The organism is Streptomyces sp. NPDC005963, from assembly GCF_040638655.1.
Lineage (GTDB): Bacteria > Actinomycetota > Actinomycetes > Streptomycetales > Streptomycetaceae > Streptomyces.
In genome coordinates, this window is the sequence record NZ_JBEXVD010000026.1 from 75,934 (window position 1) to 92,758 (window position 16,825).

Here is a 16,825-nt window from a genome sequence, read left to right on the forward strand (position 1 = left end):
CTCTGCACGCAGCAGGAAGGCTGCTCAGGAGCGGCGCGGGCGCGGAAAATCCGGTGACTGGCCGCCCGGCGCGGGTTAGCGTCCGAGCATGACCGACTTGGAGTATCGGACCATCCCGGAGGCGCACCTCGATCGCGCCCTGGATCTCCACTACCTCGTGTTCCTGGGGAAGAACGGCGAGGACGAGGTGCGCAAGCTGCACCGGGAGATCCTGGAGCACTGCGACCGCATCGGGGCGTACGAGGGGGACGAACTCGTCGGCCTGCTCGCCGCCCACCGGCTGAACCTCTCGGTGCCGGGCTCGGAGCTGCCATGTGCGGGCGTGACCTTCGTCTCGGTGGCGCCTACGCACCGGCGTCGTGGCGTGCTGAGCGGGATGCTCGCCGAGCTGTGGCGCCGGTGTGCGGCCGAAGGGCAGCCGCTGGCCGCGCTGTGGGTGTCGGAGACGGGCATCTACGGTCGCTTCGGCTTTGAGCCGGCGACCCGTTCGTACACCGTGGAGATCGACGCGGACCTACCCCTCGAACTGCGGATCGCCCCCGACGGCAGACCGCTGCGGCTGGTCTCCCCGCAGGATGCACCGGCTGTGATCGGTGCCCGGCACACAGCGGCGCGCGCCGAGCGGGCGGGCCGGGTGGCGCGGGACGAGTTCTGGTGGCGCACGCACATCCTGCCCGAGGAGGACGAGGAGAACGACGACTTCAGTCCGCCCCGGGTGGTCACCATCGGGGATCCGGGCGAACCGCCCGCGGGATACGTCATCTACCGCACCCTCACCGACGACGAGGGCCGCGGCACGGTCCATCTGCGGGAGCTGGAGGCCCAGTCGCCTGCGGTGGCCGCCGCGCTCTGGCGGTACGTGGCTTCGATCGATCTGGCGGACAAGGTACGGGCGTGGGGGCGCCCGCTGGACGATCCCCTGCTGCGTTTCGCCGCCGACCGGGACCGGGCGAGGGTGACCCAGGAGTTCCCGGCGCTGTGGCTGCGGCTCGTGGACGTGGCGGCTGCCCTCCAGGGGCGGACGTGGTCGGCTCCCGTGGATCTGGTGGTGGAGGTGACGGACAGCGGACTGCCTGACAACGCGGGCCGGTACCGGATCGTGGTCGGGTCGGACGGCCGGGCGGTGGTCTCCCCCACCGACGCCCCCGCTGACCTCACGTTCGACGTGCGCGAACTGGCCGCTTGCTACCTCGGCGACCAGGGCGCGGGCGAGTTGGCCCGGGCCGGTCTGGTGGTCGAACACACCGCGGGCGCGGCTCGTGCCTGGGACGCGGCGGCCCGTACGGAACTGCTTCCGCACACGACGGACGAGTTCTGACGCACGGTCGGTGACCGATGGGCGCCCGCTCCGGCTGCTGCCGCGAGCGGGCGCCCATCGTCTGTGCTGTCCGTGCGCCTGTGCTGTTCTGAGCTGCCTGTGCCGTCTGAGCCGTCTGAGCCGTCTGAGCGACGTCAGCCCATCTCCTCCAGGGCCTTGCCCTTCGTCTCCTTGACGAACAGCAGCACGAAGGGGATCGAGAGGACCGCGAAGGACGCGTAGATGACGTACGTGCCCGAGAGGTTCCAGTCCGACAGGCTCGGGAAGCTCGCGGTGATGGCCCAGTTGGCGATCCACTGGGCGGAGGCGGCGACGCCGAGTGCGGCGGCCCGGATGCGGTTGGGGAACATCTCGCCCAGGAACACCCAGACCACCACGCCCCAGGAGAGCGCGAAGAAGAGGACGAAGACATGGGCGGCGACGAGCGCCACCGTGCCTTCGGTGGAGGGGAGTTTGCCGTCCACCAGATCCGCCGAGAACGCCCATGCCTCGAAGGCGAGGGCGATCGCCATGCCGGTGGATCCGATGAGGGCCAGCGGCCTGCGCCCGATCCGGTCCACGAACAGCATCGCGATCACCGTGCCGATGATGTTCACGATCGACGTGGTGAACGAGTAGAAGAAGGAGCTCGTCGGGTCGATGCCGACGGACTGCCAGAGCGTGGACGAGTAGTAGAACGCGACGTTGATGCCGACGAGTTGCTGGAAGACCGAGAGTCCGATGCCGACCCAGACGATCGGCAGGAAGCCGAAGCGCGAGCCGAGCAGGTCCTTGAAGGTGGACTTGTGTTCGCGCCGCATCGCCAGATCGATCTCGGCGACCCGGGCATCGAGGTCGATGTGTTCGCCTTCGACCTCTGCCAGCACCTTCTTGGCGCGGTCGACCTTGCCGACGGAGATCAGATAGCGCGGGGACTCGGGGATCGCGAAGGACAGCAGCCCGTACAGGACGGCCGGGACGACCATCACCCCGAGCATCCACTGCCAGGCTTCGAGTCCGCCGATCTCACCGCGCTGGTCACCGTCGGCGATCTGGAGGATGCCGAAGTTGACCAACTGTGAGATCGCGATGCCGATGACGATGGCGGCCTGCTGGAAGGAGGCGAGCCGGCCGCGGTAGGCGGGCGGTGAGACCTCGGCGATGTACGCCGGGCCGATGACGGAGGCCATGCCGATGGCGAAGCCACCGATGATGCGCCACATCGCCAGGTCCCAGAGGGCGAAAGGCAGGGCGGAACCGACAGCACTCACGGTGAAGAGGACAGCGGCGATCCGCATACACAGGATGCGACCGATGCGGTCGGCGATCCGGCCGGCGGTGGCGGCCCCGATCGCACAGCCGATCAGAGCGATGGCGATGACCTGGGCCAACTCGCCCGAACCGATTGCGTAGCGGTCGCGGATCGCTTCGACGGCGCCGTTGATGACCGAGCTGTCATAGCCGAAGAGGAATCCGCCCATGGCGGCGGACGCCGTGATGAAGATGACGTGGCCGAGGTGCTCCGGGTGGGCGTCGCGGGCCCCCGACGGCGGTGGCTGTGCGGTGCTGGTCACATGTACTCCTGGGGCGTGGGGCTCCTGGCGCTCCGCGTGTTCCCCGAAATCGGGGATGCACGGGGGCCAGATGACCGCGGGCCGTCCGACAGGGGGGCGAGCCCTTCCAGTGGGGCACGCCAGCCCCCGGCCCACCACCGGGCATGGGCCGAACGCCTGACACCCGGCAACTGCGGGCCGTGCGCCCCTCACCTGGTAGGGGCCCGTACGCCCCGCTGCCAGGCCGTCGGTCAGCGCAGCCGCTGGCTGATCACCTTGGAGACGCCGTCGCCCTGCATGGAGACCCCGTACAACGCGTCGGCGACCTCCATCGTCCGCTTCTGGTGGGTGATCACGATGAGCTGTGAGGACTCCTGGAGCTCCTGCATGATCCGGATCAGTCGCTGGAGGTTGGTGTCGTCGAGGGCCGCTTCGACCTCGTCCATCACATAGAAGGGGCTCGGGCGGGCCTTGAAGATGGCCACCAGCATGGCCACCGCGGTCAGCGACCGCTCTCCGCCGGAGAGCAGGGAGAGCCGCTTGACCTTCTTGCCCGGCGGTCTGGCCTCCACGTCCACTCCCGTGGTGAGCATGTTGTCGGGGTCGGTGAGGATCAGCCGGCCCTCACCGCCCGGGAACAGCCGGGAGAACACGCCTTCGAACTCGCGAGCGGTGTCGCGATACGCCTCGGTAAAGACCTGTTCGACCCGTTCATCGACCTCCTTCACCACCTGGAGCAGGTCGGCACGGGTCTTCTTGAGGTCTTCGAGCTGTTCGGAGAGGAACTGGTGGCGCTCCTCCAGTGCGGAGAACTCCTCCAGGGCCAGCGGGTTCACCTTGCCGAGCTGCTGATGGGCCCGTTCCGCCGACTTCAGACGCTTCTCCTGCTCACCCCGGACGAAGGCCCTCGGCTGATGACGCGGGTGCTGGGGGTCATCGGGCAGCTCCTCCCCCTCGGCCGGCAGCGAAGGCGGTACGAGCTGGTCCGGGCCGTACTCGGCGATCAGCCCGGCGGGTTCCACCCCCAGCTCCTCCAGTGCCCGGGTCTCCAACTGCTCGATCCTCAGCCGCTTCTCCGCACCGAGCACCTCACCGCGGTGGACCGAGTCCGTGAGCTTGTCGAGCTCGCCCTTGAGTTCGCGTCCCCGATGGCGGGCGGCCGTCAGCTCCCGCTCGCGCTCCGCCTTCGCCCCCTCGGCGGCGACCCGTTCCGCCTCGACCCGCACCAACGAGACCTCGGCATGGGCGAGCACCTGGCGGGCACCGGCCGCGACCGCCCGGGCCACCGCCGCTTCATGGCGCAGCCGGTTGCGTCGCTGCTCGGCCCTGGCGCGCGCCTCGCGTTCCGCACGGGCACCCCGGTCGAGTGCATCCGCCCGCCCGGCGAGTCCCTTGACCCGCTCCTCGTGGGTACGCAGTTGGAGACGGGCTTCCATCTCCGTCTGGCGGGCGTTGGCGCCGTCCGCTGCGAGCCGGTCGCGGCGCTGGGTGTCGGGCTCGGAGTCGTCCTGGTCGAAGGGTGCGCTCTCCTGCGCGACCAGCAGCCGTTCGGAGAGTTCCTCGGCTTCGGTGCGCGACCGCTCCCACGCCTCCTCGGCCCTCGCAACCGCGGCCAGGGCCCGTTCCGCCTCGCCCGCGGCGGCGCGCGCCTGCCCGGCGAGGCTCCCCAACCGGCCCGAGACCGCGGACTTCTCCCGTTCGGCGGCCCGTCGGCGCTCGCCCAGTTCGTCGACCAGCGACACGCATGCGTCACGGCGTTCGACGGCCTGCCGCTGTGCCGTGACCAGCCCGGCGCACCGCAGCGCGAGATCGCGCAGCTCCGCGTCCGCTTCGTCGACGGACGCCTGCACCTCCAACAGGCTCGGCGCCCCGGCGGAACCCCCCTGGGCAAAGTGGGCACCGAACACATCGCCCTCCGCGGTCACGGCGGTGAGCTGGGGGCGCGCCCGGATCAGGTCTTCGGCATCCGCCAGGGACGCGACGACCACCATGTCGCGCAGCAGTCGACGGACCGCGGGCATCAGTTCCTCGGGCCCCCGCACCAAATCCACGGCCCGGATGAGCACCCTGCCGTCAGACGCCGTGTCCACGGGCGGTGCTGCTTCGGTCCGTACGGGGGCACCGTCGCGGTCCGCCCCGGCCGTCGAACGCTCGTACGGGAGGTGCCCGCGGGCCGCTCCGGCCGGGTCGCTCTCGGGGTCGGGGGCGTTGCCGAGGACGATGGCGGCACGGCCGGCGTCCGTCTTGCGCAGCAGGCGCAGGGCCTCGGCGGCGGTGGCCGGGTTGGTGACGGCCACGGCGTCCGCGGCGGCACCGAGGGCCGCCGCCACCGCCACCTCATGGCCCGGGGAGACGGTGAGCAGTTCGGCGGCCGGCCCGAGCAACCCGCTGAGCTGGCCCTTCGCCATCAACAGGGCGCCGGTGCCGTCCTTGCGTCGCAGCCCGAGTGCCAGTGCCTCCCGGCGTGCGGTGATCGCTGCTCGTTCTCGTTCGGCGGCGGTGAGCTCGTCCCGGGCGGTGCTCAGTGCGGCCTCCGCGGCGGTGAGTTCCGCACGGGCGGTCTCATGGCGCCGACCGAGTTCATCGTCACCGGCAGCCCGTCCGTCAACCTCGGCCCTGAGTCCCTCGTACTCCTCCTGGGCGACGACGGCCCGCTCCCGGGCTTCGTCGCGAGCCGTGGTCAGCCGGTCGATCTCCGATTGGGCCGCCGATGCCCTGCTGCGGGCCGCGTTCACCTGGCCGTGCAGCCGCGCCAGGCCCTCGCGGTGGTCGGCGATGGCTCGGGCGGCGTCCTTGAGACGGCGTTCTTCGGCGCCCAGTTCGCGTTCCAACTCGGCGCGGTGGGCGACGGTGTCCTCCAGCGCGTGCTCGGCCGCTTCCAGGGCTGCCGACAGTTCGGCTTCCTGTTCGCGAATCCTCGCCGCCTCGCGCTCCATGTCCTCGGGGTCCCGGCCGCGCCGCTCGTCCGACGGCTGGGCGGTCGTGCTGGTGACCCGGGCATCGGCGAGGGAGACGGTGCCGCGGACGCGCTCGGCGAGCTGGGAGAGTTCGTACCAGCTCTGTTGGGCGCGCTGGAGCCGGGGGGCGAGCCGCCTCACCTCGTCCTCCAACTCCGTTTCCCTGGTGAGCGCTGACTTCAGCTCGGCCTCGGCGCTCTCCTTGCTCTTCTTGAGCGCCGCCTCGTCGGCGATCTCCGACCTCAGTGCCTCCCGGAGCGTCACGAGATCGTCGGCGAGCAACCGCAGCCGGGCATCGCGCAGATCGGCCTGGATCACCGCGGCCCGCCGGGCGACCGCGGCCTGGCGCCCGAGTGGTTTGAGCTGGCGGCGCAGTTCGTCGGTGAGGTCCTGGACCCGGGCGAGGTTGGCCCGCATGGCGTCGAGTTTCCGCAGCGCCTTTTCCTTGCGCTTGCGGTGTTTGAGCACTCCCGCGGCTTCTTCGATAAAGGCACGGCGACCCATGGGGTCGGCGTGCAGTACGGAGTCGAGTTGACCTTGTCCGACGATGACGTGCATCTCCCGGCCGATACCGGAATCGGAGAGCAGTTCCTGAATGTCGAGAAGGCGGCAGGTATCTCCATTGATCTGGTACTCGCTGCCGCCATGCCGGAACATAATCCGCGTAAGGGTGACTTCGGCGTAGTCAATGGGCAATGCACCGTCGGAATTGTCGATCGTCAGGGACACCTCGGCCCGACCGAGCGGCGGGCGGCCCGTGGTGCCGGCGAAGATGACGTCCTCCATCTTCCCGCCGCGCAGTGATTTCGCTCCCTGCTCACCCATCACCCACGAAAGCGCGTCGACCACATTGGACTTGCCGGAACCGTTCGGGCCGACCACACAGGTGATGCCGGGCTCGAACCGCAGGGTGGTCGCCGAGGCGAAGGATTTGAAACCGCGCAGGGTCATGGCCTTGAGGTGCACACAGCCGGACTCTACCTTTCGATTCGTCCGGAGCGTCGGGAAGATACCCCCTCCGGCCTGTCATCGCTCGCCCTGTTCGGTTTCACCGAGGAAGGTGAGGGGCACATCTGACGTGAGGGGGAAGGCTCTAAGGCTTGGGGACGGCTTGGGGGGAAAGAAAGAAGGGACGCCGAGGCGTCCCTTGCACATCTTGTGCGATGTTTCTCCAGCAGAACGCCGGCTCAGGTGAGCGCGGGCTCTGCCTGGGGTACGTCGATGTCGATGCCGTCAAGCAGCGACTCTGCGGGGTGCTGAGCGACGGCAGCGCTAAGTGCGTCATTCTCGGTCTGAATCCTGACCAGCTCGGATTCAAGATCCTGAACGCGCTGCTGAAGCCGTCGCATCTCGGCGAGGAGTCGCGGGTCGGAACCGCCGACGTAACCGAGAAGCGCCTTTGCCATGATGGATGGTCCTCCACACTGAGTGACCGACCGATGCGGTGTGGGTCGTGAGGGATTCGCACCCGCGGTGCTCGACAGTGCTGTGTAGTACCGATCTCGCTGTGTTTCCTACTGCCAAACAGCTAAGGTGCGCGGGGATTCCAGAGTCTCACCAAAAAGTTTGACGGTCAACACGATCACACGCCGCGGACCGGGCAGACCCGGGGACGCGCGGCACGGGAACGGCCGGCGCAGTGTCCTCTCCGGGGCCCTGGGGGCGTGGAGATCTTCCTTACCCGGGCAGCCTGGCACGAGCACCCCCATAAGGCAACCACCAGCCTGTTTCTCTTCCGGCCGGCCCGAGCGCCCCCTGTTGGAACCATGGGACGAGCGCCCCGGGAACACTCGGGATCAGCGGATCGCAAAGCCGTCGTAACCGCCGCGGGGCGTGTCCCAGATCTCAGTGACTCCGTCCACACGGCCGGGTGTGTCGTCGGATCGCAGCCACTCAAGGAGACGGTGGCAATTCTCACGCGGCCCCTCCGCGACGATCTGCACCCTGCCGTCATCGAGATTGAGGGCGAAACCACTGAGCCCGCCGATTTCCAGAGCATTTGCCCTGGTGAACCAGCGAAACCCTACTCCCTGTACTCGACCGCGTACCCAAGCGGTGAGCCGTGCCGCATCATTCATGACTGCACGGTAATCGCTGAATTGCCAGCGAAGCACTTCTCATCGACCTCTCATGGCGTACAGTCCCGTCGCAATGACGGTCACCCGTTCGGGGGAGCGTCACCACTGTCCGACGGTATCCAGACCGGCTATTGGGCAGGTTCTCCCCACCATCGAACACTTCGTTCAACGAGGAAGGCATCGCAGAATGGGACGCCATCGACGCTCCGCCGCGCGCACGGGCAGTCGGCCCGTGCGCACTGGGCTGCTCGGCGCCTCCGCTGCCATGGCAGTGGGTGCCGCGGCCGTGGCGTCCGGCCTGCTGCCGGGCGGTGACGTCTTCTCCGTGGGCGACCGTGACTCCGGCGGTCAGATCCGCGCCGACGCCTCGGCGGAGTGGCAGACGCAGGGCGACTCCGGTGCGGGGGCCACCCCGACGGAGAGCGTGCCGCAATCGCCCTCCGCCACACCGACGACCCCCTCCGCGACACCGACGTCCCCGTCAGCCACACCCCCGCGCAAACCTTCGACGACGCCGGCCAAGCCAACCGAGCAGACCAAGGCCCCGGAGCATGTCAAGGAGAAGGAGCCCTCCGCGACGCCCACGCGGCCGAAGCAGCGGGAGTCCGACCGCTCGGCCACGCGTCCGACGCCGGCACCCAGCAGTCCGTCCCCGTCCGCGGAGACCGCGGTCGAGTCCGAGGTGCTTGCACTGGTGAACGAGGAGCGGGCCAAGGTCGGCTGCAAGCCGTTGAGCTTCGATCCGGCGTTGGCGAAGCTCGCCGGGGACTTCAGTACGGACATGGCCACCCGCGGCTTCTTCGACCACACCGACCCGGACGGCGATTCGCCCTGGGACCGGGCCGAACAGGCGGGGGTCAAGAACCTGGGCGGGGAGAACATCGCCCGCGGCCAGGCTGACGCCGGTGCCGTGATGAACTCGTGGATGAACAGCGACGGCCACCGCGCGAACATCCTCAACTGCGACTACACCCGCCTGGGCGTCGGCGTTCACATGGGCGACGGCGGCCCGTGGTGGACCCAGAACTTCGGCTTCTGAGCCCGAATCCCCACCCCTGCTCTTGAGCTGCCGGACCGGAGGCACCAGCGGCCTTCGGGTCCTTCGGTGGCTGAAAGAGAACTGCACCCCGGGCAGGTCCGCCCCTCCGACAGGACTGCCACTCAGACAGAACCGATCGGTATCTGGGAGGGGCCGATCGGCATCCGGCAGGGACCGGTCGGTTCAGGCAGATGGGCGGACGGGCCTCGGAGGGCGCTGGCAGCGCGGGCAGAAGTAGCTGGATCGGTTCATCCACGGCCGACGACGCATCGCGGTCCCACAGCGCCGGCAGGCCAGACCCTCGCGACCGTACGCGTCCAATGACCGATCGAAGTAGCCGGATTCTCCGTTCACATTGACGTACAGGCTGTCGAAGCTCGTGCCGCCGACCGCCAGCGCCGCGTTCATCACATCCCGTACGTGCCCGAGCAACTCGGTCGAACGCGCCCGGCTGATTCCCGCCGTCGGGCGCTCGTAGTGCAGACGGGCCCGCCACAGCGCCTCATCCGCGTAGATGTTGCCGACCCCGCTGATCAAGGACTGATCGAGGAGGGCCCGTTTCACGGTGGTGCGGCGCAGCTTGAGCGCGGAGAGGAAGGCGTCGTCGTCGAACGCCGGATCGAGGGGGTCACGGGCGATATGGGCGATGACGTCGGGCAGACCGTCGGGGGTGTTGTCGTGGAGGGAGAGCCCGCCGAAGGTGCGCTGGTCGACGAAGCGGAGTTCCGTGCCGAGGGTGTCGGCGAAGCGGATGCGTATCCGCAGGTGCTTTTCGTCGGCGGCGTCCTCGGGCTGGACGAGCAGTTGCCCGCTCATGCCGAGATGGCCGAGCACGGAGGAATCGGTGTCGGCGAGTGGCAGCCAGAGGTACTTGCCGCGGCGCCGCGCGATTCCCACACTGTGGCCCTTGAGCTGCGAGGCGAAGTCGTCGGCGCCCGCGAGATGACGCCGTACTGCCCGGGGGTGGAGGACTCGCACCTCGGCGATCGTGCGTCCGCTGACCCAGCGCTGTAGTCCGCGGCGTACGACTTCTACCTCGGGCAGCTCGGGCACGGGGCTCCTTCGGGACATGCTCACGACCACGCGGGATGCTCACTGCTGATGTGCGCAGCGTACCGCTCAATGCCAGGTGAAAGACGCCGAGACCCCTCGCTCCTTAAGGCGCGAGGGGTCTCGAACGACCGTTGCGGGACGGGTCAGGCCGTCGCCCGGTCGGTGTCCGTGGAGGACGCGGGATCAGCGGAGCCGGTGGGCTCTGCGGACGGGTCGGAGGCCGCCTCGCCGTTGTCGGCCGGCGAGCCTTCAACGGTCGGCGTGCTTCCGGCCTTCTGATCGGCGACGCGCCGGTCGGCTGCGGCGCGGATCTCCCGCCAAGCGGATTCAGCAGCCTGCTGTTCCGCCTCCTTCTTGCTGCGGCCGGTGCCGGTGCCGTACGAGACACCACCGACGCGGGCAGCAGCAGTGAAGGTCTTCTCGTGGTCCGGCCCCGTCTCGGAGACGAGGTACTCCGGCACCCCGAGCCCCTCGGCCGCGGTGAGCTCCTGGAGACTGGTCTTCCAGTCCAGTCCGGCACCGAGGTTCGAGGACTCTTCGATCAGTGGGTCGAAGAGTCGGTGCACCAGCTCCGACGCAGCTTCGAGCCCCTGGTCGAGATAGACCGCGCCGATCACCGCTTCCAGCGTGTCGGCAAGGATGGACGCCTTGTCCCGGCCACCTGTGCCCTCTTCGCCCCGGCCGAGCCGGATGAACGCCCCGAGGTCGAGCCCGCGGCCGACGCCCGCCAGCGCGCGCGAATTGACCACCGCAGCCCGCAGCTTCGCCAGCTGGCCCTCGGGGAGGTCGGGGTGAATGCGATAGAGGGTGTCCGTGACCACCAGGCCCAGCACCGAGTCGCCGAGGAACTCCAGCCGCTCGTTGGTGGGCAGCCCGCCGTTCTCGTAGGCGTACGAGCGGTGGGTCAGTGCACGCACTAGAAGGGCGGACTCCAGCCGATAGCCGAGCCGCCCTTCCAGAAGCGTGTGGGACGAGGCTGTGTTGATGGTGTCTGCCTGCTTCTTGGCATTGGACAGCTCAGACATCGGGCCTCTCACCAGCCGCTCAGACCGCGAGGACCTGGCGCTTGTTGTAGGTGCCACAGCTGGGGCACGCGATGTGCTGCAGCTTCGGCTCCTGGCAACGCTCACACGAAACCAGGACGGGGACCGCAGCCTTCCACTGCGACCGGCGGTGGCGCGTGTTGCTGCGCGACATCTTCCGCTTCGGAACAGCCACGGCTACTTCTCCTGCTTCTCGTCGACGCCCGCATCGGCGCCGCCCATGTTGTCCTTCTCGCCGTCCGTGATGGTTTCGGCGAGTCCTTGCAGTGCCGCCCAACGAATGTCGACGGCGTCGTGATGGTGTTCCGGGTCGTCATCGAGCCTGATTCCGCACTCGACGCACAGACCGGCACAATCCTCCCGACACACCGGCTGCATGGGCAGTGCGAGCACTACCGCGTCACGCAGCACGGGCTCAAGGTCGAACAGTCCGTCCTTGAGGTAGAGGACGTCCTCGTCCTCGGCGTCGTCGCCCGGCTCCACGGCACGGCCATGGCTCCGGTCATCGGCGTCGGGGTACGTGAACATCTCCTGGAAGTCCGCCACGACATCGAGGCGCAGCGGCTCCAGACACCTTACGCACTCCCCCTGGGCGGATGCACGGCCGGTGCCTGTGACGAGCACACCATCCATGACCGACTCAAGGCGGAGGTCCATCTCCACGGAGGCGCCTTCCGGCACTCCGATGACTCCCTCCACGCCGAGGTCCTTCGGCGCGGGGACCGAGCGGGACAGCCGCTGGAGCGCGCCGGGACGCCGGCCCAGCTCGTGCGTGTCGAACACGAGGGGGTTGCGGTGGTCGAGGCGGGCGTTCAGGGCTCTTCCTGCTTTCAGATCGTGAGGGACTGTCCGGAATTCTTCGGGAAGTCTCGATGCGAGTCGAAGGACCCGAGTCGAAAAACATCTGGGAAGAAGCGGGCAGCCGAGATCGCCAAACCTGTGCGACCGAAGAGCCAGGATACTTCACCGGCCGCGATGAACCCAATCCGGTCCTGGGGAGGGGAGGGGTTCAGCGTCCTTCGTCGTACGGGCGGAGTCGGTCGAGGTCGATCATCCCGGTGTCGAAGAGGCTCGTCTCGTCGAGTGCACCGGGCTGGGAGGCCGGCCGGTCGGGGCGGTCCTGGTGGGTGTGGGGTCCGGCGGGTGCAGGGGGGTCGTGATGGATCTGCGGCTGGTACCCGGCGAGGGTGCCCGCGGGTGCGTACGGGGGCCACTCGGGCTGGCTCGGGACCGGGGCGGTCACCGCGGGCGCGGGGTCTGTCGCCTCGGGGGCAGTGCGGGGGCGGCGAACCCTGCGGGACAGTCCCGGCTCGTCGTCAGTCAGCTCCGCGAGACCGGCGAGGTAGTCGGCGTCGCTGGTGTCGCCGTTGTGCAGGGAGACGCCGGCAGCGTCCTGGGCGGCCATGTGGTCACCGAGCGCACCGTCCACGGCGGGCCCGTGGAGCTTGCGCCGGCCCCGACCCACGGCCTCCAGGGTCTTGGTGAGGACGGCCTCGAAGGCGCTGAGCTTGGCATCCACATAGGCATCGACCTGTTGGACGAGGAGGGCCGGGGCCACGTGCTGGTCGTCCGCATCGGCGGGGCGGTGCGGATCGGGATGGCCGGCCACGGTGACCATGCCGTTCACGCCGTCGCTGCCGGCCGTGCGGTTCGATCCGTCGTCGGCGGAGGCCCCGGCCAAAGTGGCCGCGTCCGCACCGGGACGCCAACCCAGCAGCTTCTCCCGGCCGCGGTCCACCGAGCCGATGGTCTTGCTCAGGACCACCTCGAAGTTGGCGAGCTTGGAATCGACGTATTCGTCGGCTTCCGCCCGGATCTCGTCGGCCTCCTGACGGGCCCGGGCGAGGATGCGGTCCGCTTCGTCCTGGGACTGGCGGGCCACCAGGGTGTCCGAGACCAGCGTGCCGCGCTCGGCATGGGCGCTCTCGATGATCCGTTGGGCTTCGCGGCGGGCCTGGGCGACCAAGTGCTCCCGGTCCCCGATCAGCTCGCGCGCCTGCGCCAGGGAGCCCGGCAGGGCCCGACGCACCTCTTCGAGCCCTGCGAGCAGGTCAGCGCGGTTGACCACGCAGGACGCCGACATGGGCAGCGATCGCGCGCTCCCGATCGCCTCGACGATGTCATCGAGCTTCTTCTGCACGTCCACCGTGGTTCGCCACTCTCTGCACTGGTACGCCTGAGCTGCGTCCGGCTCACACGAGACGGACGGGAAGACTGTACGGCGACACGGACACCACAGACAGCGACGGACGACGGTCGACGGAGTGCTCGGCGAACTACCGCAGGGGCTCCCCGGGTGCGGGGCGGGTCACTTTCCCTCGCGCCGCTCGGCAAGACGGCTGCTCAGAGCCTCGTGCACGACAGGCGGCAACAGATGGGAGACATCGCCGCCCCAGGCGGCGACCTCCTTAACCAGGCTGGAGGAGAGAAAGCTGTAGGTGGGGTTGGTGGGGACGAAGAGGGTCTCGACACCCGAGAGGCCGTTGTTCATCTGGGCCATCTGGAGTTCGTAGTCGAAATCGCTGACCGCCCGCAGTCCCTTGACGATCGCGGGGATGTCCCGCTCCTTGCAGAAGTCGACCAACAACCCGTGGTGCGACTCAACAGATACGTTTCCGTACTCGCTCGTCACCTCGCGGATCAGATCCATCCGCTCGTCGACGGTGAAGAGGCCCTTCTTGGACTGGTTGATCATCACGGCGACATGTACGACGTCGTACAACCTGGTGGCACGGGCGATGATGTCGAGGTGGCCGTTGGTGATGGGGTCGAATGACCCCGGACAGACTGCGCGGCGCACTGGAAGTCCCTCGCTCTCCGGTCCGGTCATGGGGCGTTTTCGCAGGTGGAAGCCTCTGTGCTGACAGAGGCGGCGTGACCGTACCAAAGGGTTCCCTCGCCGTAGCGACGGGCCCGCAGGGGTGCGAAGCCAGTCGGCCAGCTGAAGGGCCCGCCTCTGGTGCTGCGTTCCACGGTGACCAGCGCATCGTCAGTGAGCCACCCCTGAGTGCGGAGTGTGAGCAGGATCTCCCGAAGATCATCGTCACTGACGGCGTACGGGGGGTCGAGGAAGACCACGTCGTAGGGCTCGTCGGGCGCGGGTCCCGTCACGATCTGTTCGGCCCTGCCGGTGCGGACTTCGGCGCCCGGCAGCGCCAGTGCCCGGACGTTCTCCCGGATCGTACGGGCGGCCCGGGCATCGGCCTCCACCAGGAGCGCATGGGACGCCCCCCGGGAGAGTGCCTCCAGGCCGACCGCGCCCGAGCCCGCGTAGAGATCGGCGACCCGCAGCCCCTCGAACGAACCCAGATAGGACTCCCAACTGGAGAACAGTCCCTCACGAGCGCGGTCGGACGTGGGGCGGGTGCCGGTGCCGGGCGGGACGGCGAGGCGGCGTCCGCCGGCCGTGCCGGCGATCACGCGGGTCATCTCGGTCCTTACACAGGGGTCGTCGTCGATGGACCGCGCACGACACCTGTCGTGGGAACGATCGTCCCAGGACGCCGGCCCGGCCCTTTCGGGCCAGTCTCTCAGCCCTTGTCGAGGTACCGCTCGCGCTCCTTGTCCAAAAGGGCGTCCAGGGCGGTACGCAGGCCGGGCAGCCCCGTGAGCTCGGGGTCGGCCCGGACCACGGAGACGGCCTCCTCCCGTGCCGCGGCGATGATCTCCTCGTCGTCGATGACCGTGAGCATCCGCAGCGAGGATCGGACCCCGGACTGGGCCTGACCGAGCACATCGCCCTCCCTGCGCTGTTCGAGGTCGATGCGGGAGAGCTCGAAGCCGTCCAGCGTGGCGGCGACCGCACCGAGCCGGGCGCGAGCCGGAGCCGCCTCCGGCATCTCGGTCACCAGCAGACAGAGCCCGGGGGCGGAGCCCCGGCCGACCCGGCCCCGGAGCTGGTGGAGCTGGGAGACGCCAAAGCGGTCGGCGTCCATGATCACCATGGCGGTGGCGTTGGGCACGTTGACCCCGACCTCGATGACCGTCGTGGCCACCAGGACGTCCACCGCGCCCGCGGCGAAGCGACGCATCACGTCGTCCTTGTCGTCCGGCGGCATCCGCCCGTGCAACACCTCGATGCGCAGCCCGGCCAGCGGCCCCCGGCGCAACTGCTCGGCGACGTCGAGGACGGCCAGGGGCGGTCGCTTCTCCGCCTCGTCCTCGGCGGACTTCTTCGCGGCCTTGGCCGCACTGCCGGCGTTGTCGTCCTGCTCGTCCCCGATGCGCGGGCAGACCACGTACGCCTGGTGCCCCTTCTCCACCTCCTCGCGCACCCGCTCCCAGGCCCGCGCCAGGAAGTGCGGCTTGTCCTGGGCCGGTACGACATGACTGGCGATGGGCGAGCGGCCGGCGGGCAGCTGGTCCAGGACCGAGGTCTCCAGATCACCGAAGACGGTCATGGCCACCGTGCGCGGAATGGGCGTGGCCGTCATGACGAGCAGATGCGGAATCCGCTTCTCGCCCCGGGACGGCCCCTTGGCGCGCAGGGCGTCCCGCTGCTCCACCCCGAAGCGGTGCTGTTCGTCCACGACGACGAGCCCCAGCTCGTGGAAGTGGACCTTGTCCTCGATCAGGGCATGGGTACCGATGACCAGCCCGGCATCACCGCTGACCAGGTCGAGCAGGGCCTGACGGCGGGCGGCGACCCCCATGGAACCCGTCAGCAGCACCACCTTGGTGGCGTGCTCGGCGCCGCCGAGCATCCCGCCCTCGGCGAGGTCGCCCATCATCTCCACGATCGATCGATGGTGCTGCTGGGCGAGGACCTCGGTCGGCGCGAGCATCGCCGCCTGTCCCCCTGCGTCCACCACGGTCAGCATGGCGCGCAGCGCCACCAGGGTCTTCCCGGAGCCGACCTCGCCCTGGAGCAGCCGGTGCATCGGGTGCTCGGTGGCGAGGTCGTCGAAGATCTCTTGGGTGACCTTGAGCTGACCGTCGGTGAGGGTGAACGGCAGCCGTGCGTCGAAGGCGTCGAGCAGACCACCCGGGGTGGGTCGGCGCGCCACCGCCGGCAGTTGGGTGTCCGCGAAGCGGCGTCTGGCGAGGGCCACTTGGAGAACGAACGCCTCGTCCCACTTCAGCCGCTGCTTGGCGGACTCGACGTCCGCCTTGGTCTGCGGTCGGTGGATCTTCAGCAGTGCCTCGGGCAGCGGGACGAACCCCCGGCCGTCCCGCAGGGCGGGCGGCAGGGGGTCGATCGCCTCCTGGGCGCGCGGCAGGACGGCGTCGACCGCCTTGGCGATCTTCCAGGACTCCATCCCCTTGCAGGCGGGGTAGATCGGGATCAGCGCACCGGCCCAGGAGTCGACGTCGACGCTCTCCGTCGCGTCGGCCGCTTCCCCATCGCCGTGGCCACCGAGCTTGGCGTAGCTGGGGTGGGCGAGTTGCAACTTGCGGTTGAAGACGGAGACCCGACCGGCGAACATCGCCCGGCTCCCGGGCAGCAGTTCCTTCTGCGGGCGGTGGACGCCACGGCCGAAGAACACCAACTGGAGCCGGCCGCTGCCGTCCGTGATGGTGATTTCGAGGCGCTTGCCACGACCGCCGTTGAACGTGTGCACCCGGGCGTCCGCGACCTGCGCCACCACCGTGACGTCCTCGTCGAGCGGGAGCTCGGCGAGTCTGGTCAGCTGGCCGCGCTCCTCGTACCTGCGGGGATAGTGGTGCAGCAGGTCCCCGACGGTATGCAGGTCGAGGTGGTCGGCCAGCACCTTGGCGGTGGCGGGTCCGAGCGACTTCTTCAGCGGTTCTTGGAGTGATTCATCGAGCGCGGGCACGCGTTCCATTGCACACCACGGCACCGAC

14 protein-coding genes are annotated in these 16,825 nt (G+C 69.2%); 2 read left to right on the top strand and 12 right to left on the bottom strand.

Annotated features, from left to right (window positions below; all coding sequences use genetic code 11):
• The first annotated feature begins 88 nt into the window (after positions 1–88).
• Entirely contained in the window at positions 89–1,318 is a 1,230-nt protein-coding gene (locus tag ABZ348_RS27900; protein ID WP_358937611.1) for a GNAT family N-acetyltransferase, read from the top strand.
• A 134-nt stretch (positions 1,319–1,452) separates the two neighbouring features.
• On the opposite strand, the gene ABZ348_RS27905 is transcribed toward ABZ348_RS27900, so the two are convergent.
• From ABZ348_RS27905 to ABZ348_RS27920, 4 genes are all read right to left on the bottom strand, one after another.
• Positions 1,453–2,871: a sugar porter family MFS transporter gene (locus tag ABZ348_RS27905; protein WP_358937613.1), complete on the bottom strand. Its 1,419-nt coding sequence runs from the start codon at positions 2,869–2,871 to the stop codon at positions 1,453–1,455.
• Between the two features lie 230 nt (positions 2,872–3,101).
• The gene (locus ABZ348_RS27910; protein ID WP_358937615.1) at positions 3,102–6,773 is read right to left on the bottom strand and encodes an AAA family ATPase; all 3,672 of its coding nucleotides are present in this window, start codon (positions 6,771–6,773) and stop codon (positions 3,102–3,104) included.
• A gap of 221 nt (positions 6,774–6,994) precedes the next feature.
• Complete coding sequence (locus tag ABZ348_RS27915) at positions 6,995–7,213, bottom strand: hypothetical protein (protein WP_358937617.1); 219 nt, start codon at positions 7,211–7,213, stop codon at positions 6,995–6,997.
• Positions 7,214–7,603: 390 nt separating this feature from the next.
• Positions 7,604–7,885, bottom strand: a complete 282-nt coding sequence (locus tag ABZ348_RS27920; RefSeq protein ID WP_358937619.1) for an acylphosphatase — start codon at positions 7,883–7,885, stop codon at positions 7,604–7,606.
• Positions 7,886–8,072: 187 nt separating this feature from the next.
• On the opposite strand from ABZ348_RS27920, the gene ABZ348_RS27925 reads away from it, so the two are divergent.
• The gene (locus ABZ348_RS27925) at positions 8,073–8,924 is read left to right on the top strand and encodes a CAP domain-containing protein (RefSeq protein ID WP_358937621.1); all 852 of its coding nucleotides are present in this window, start codon (positions 8,073–8,075) and stop codon (positions 8,922–8,924) included.
• Positions 8,925–9,107: 183 nt separating this feature from the next.
• On the opposite strand, the gene mutM is transcribed toward ABZ348_RS27925, so the two are convergent.
• The 8 genes from mutM to recG form a co-directional block, all read right to left on the bottom strand.
• A complete protein-coding gene (gene mutM / locus ABZ348_RS27930) occupies positions 9,108–9,977 on the bottom strand; it encodes a bifunctional DNA-formamidopyrimidine glycosylase/DNA-(apurinic or apyrimidinic site) lyase (protein WP_358937622.1) in 870 nt (289 codons plus the stop codon).
• A gap of 143 nt (positions 9,978–10,120) precedes the next feature.
• Positions 10,121–11,002 carry a ribonuclease III gene (gene rnc, locus ABZ348_RS27935; RefSeq protein WP_358937624.1) on the bottom strand — a complete coding sequence of 294 codons (882 nt, stop codon included), beginning with the start codon at positions 11,000–11,002 and terminating at the stop codon, positions 10,121–10,123.
• Positions 11,003–11,021: 19 nt separating this feature from the next.
• A complete protein-coding gene (gene rpmF / locus ABZ348_RS27940) occupies positions 11,022–11,195 on the bottom strand; it encodes a 50S ribosomal protein L32 (protein ID WP_250923301.1) in 174 nt (57 codons plus the stop codon).
• 2 nt (positions 11,196–11,197) lie between these two features.
• The gene (locus ABZ348_RS27945) at positions 11,198–11,836 is read right to left on the bottom strand and encodes a YceD family protein (RefSeq protein ID WP_358937686.1); all 639 of its coding nucleotides are present in this window, start codon (positions 11,834–11,836) and stop codon (positions 11,198–11,200) included.
• A 193-nt stretch (positions 11,837–12,029) separates the two neighbouring features.
• Positions 12,030–13,166, bottom strand: a complete 1,137-nt coding sequence (locus ABZ348_RS27950; protein WP_358937626.1) for a cell division initiation protein — start codon at positions 13,164–13,166, stop codon at positions 12,030–12,032.
• 162 nt (positions 13,167–13,328) lie between these two features.
• Complete coding sequence (coaD, locus tag ABZ348_RS27955) at positions 13,329–13,820, bottom strand: pantetheine-phosphate adenylyltransferase (RefSeq protein ID WP_358937627.1); 492 nt, start codon at positions 13,818–13,820, stop codon at positions 13,329–13,331.
• 26 nt (positions 13,821–13,846) lie between these two features.
• Complete coding sequence (rsmD, locus tag ABZ348_RS27960; RefSeq protein ID WP_358937629.1) at positions 13,847–14,449, bottom strand: 16S rRNA (guanine(966)-N(2))-methyltransferase RsmD; 603 nt, start codon at positions 14,447–14,449, stop codon at positions 13,847–13,849.
• A gap of 101 nt (positions 14,450–14,550) precedes the next feature.
• On the bottom strand, positions 14,551–16,806 hold the full coding sequence (gene recG / locus ABZ348_RS27965) for an ATP-dependent DNA helicase RecG (protein ID WP_358937631.1): 2,256 nt from the start codon (positions 16,804–16,806) through the stop codon (positions 14,551–14,553).
• Positions 16,807–16,825 lie beyond the last annotated feature (19 nt).

Bases quoted from the DNA above. Each gene is read 5' to 3' on its own strand.
- rsmD (WP_358937629.1), bottom strand. From the start codon at position 14,449: ATGACCCGCGTGATCGCCGGCACGGCCGGCGGACGCCGCCTCGCCGTC.
- rnc (WP_358937624.1), bottom strand. From the start codon at position 11,002: ATGTCTGAGCTGTCCAATGCCAAGAAGCAGGCAGACACCATCAACACA.
- ABZ348_RS27925 (WP_358937621.1), top strand. From the start codon at position 8,073: ATGGGACGCCATCGACGCTCCGCCGCGCGCACGGGCAGTCGGCCCGTG.
- recG (WP_358937631.1), bottom strand. From the start codon at position 16,806: ATGGAACGCGTGCCCGCGCTCGATGAATCACTCCAAGAACCGCTGAAG.
- ABZ348_RS27920 (WP_358937619.1), bottom strand. From the start codon at position 7,885: ATGAATGATGCGGCACGGCTCACCGCTTGGGTACGCGGTCGAGTACAG.
- ABZ348_RS27900 (WP_358937611.1), top strand. From the start codon at position 89: ATGACCGACTTGGAGTATCGGACCATCCCGGAGGCGCACCTCGATCGC.
- ABZ348_RS27915 (WP_358937617.1), bottom strand. From the start codon at position 7,213: ATGGCAAAGGCGCTTCTCGGTTACGTCGGCGGTTCCGACCCGCGACTC.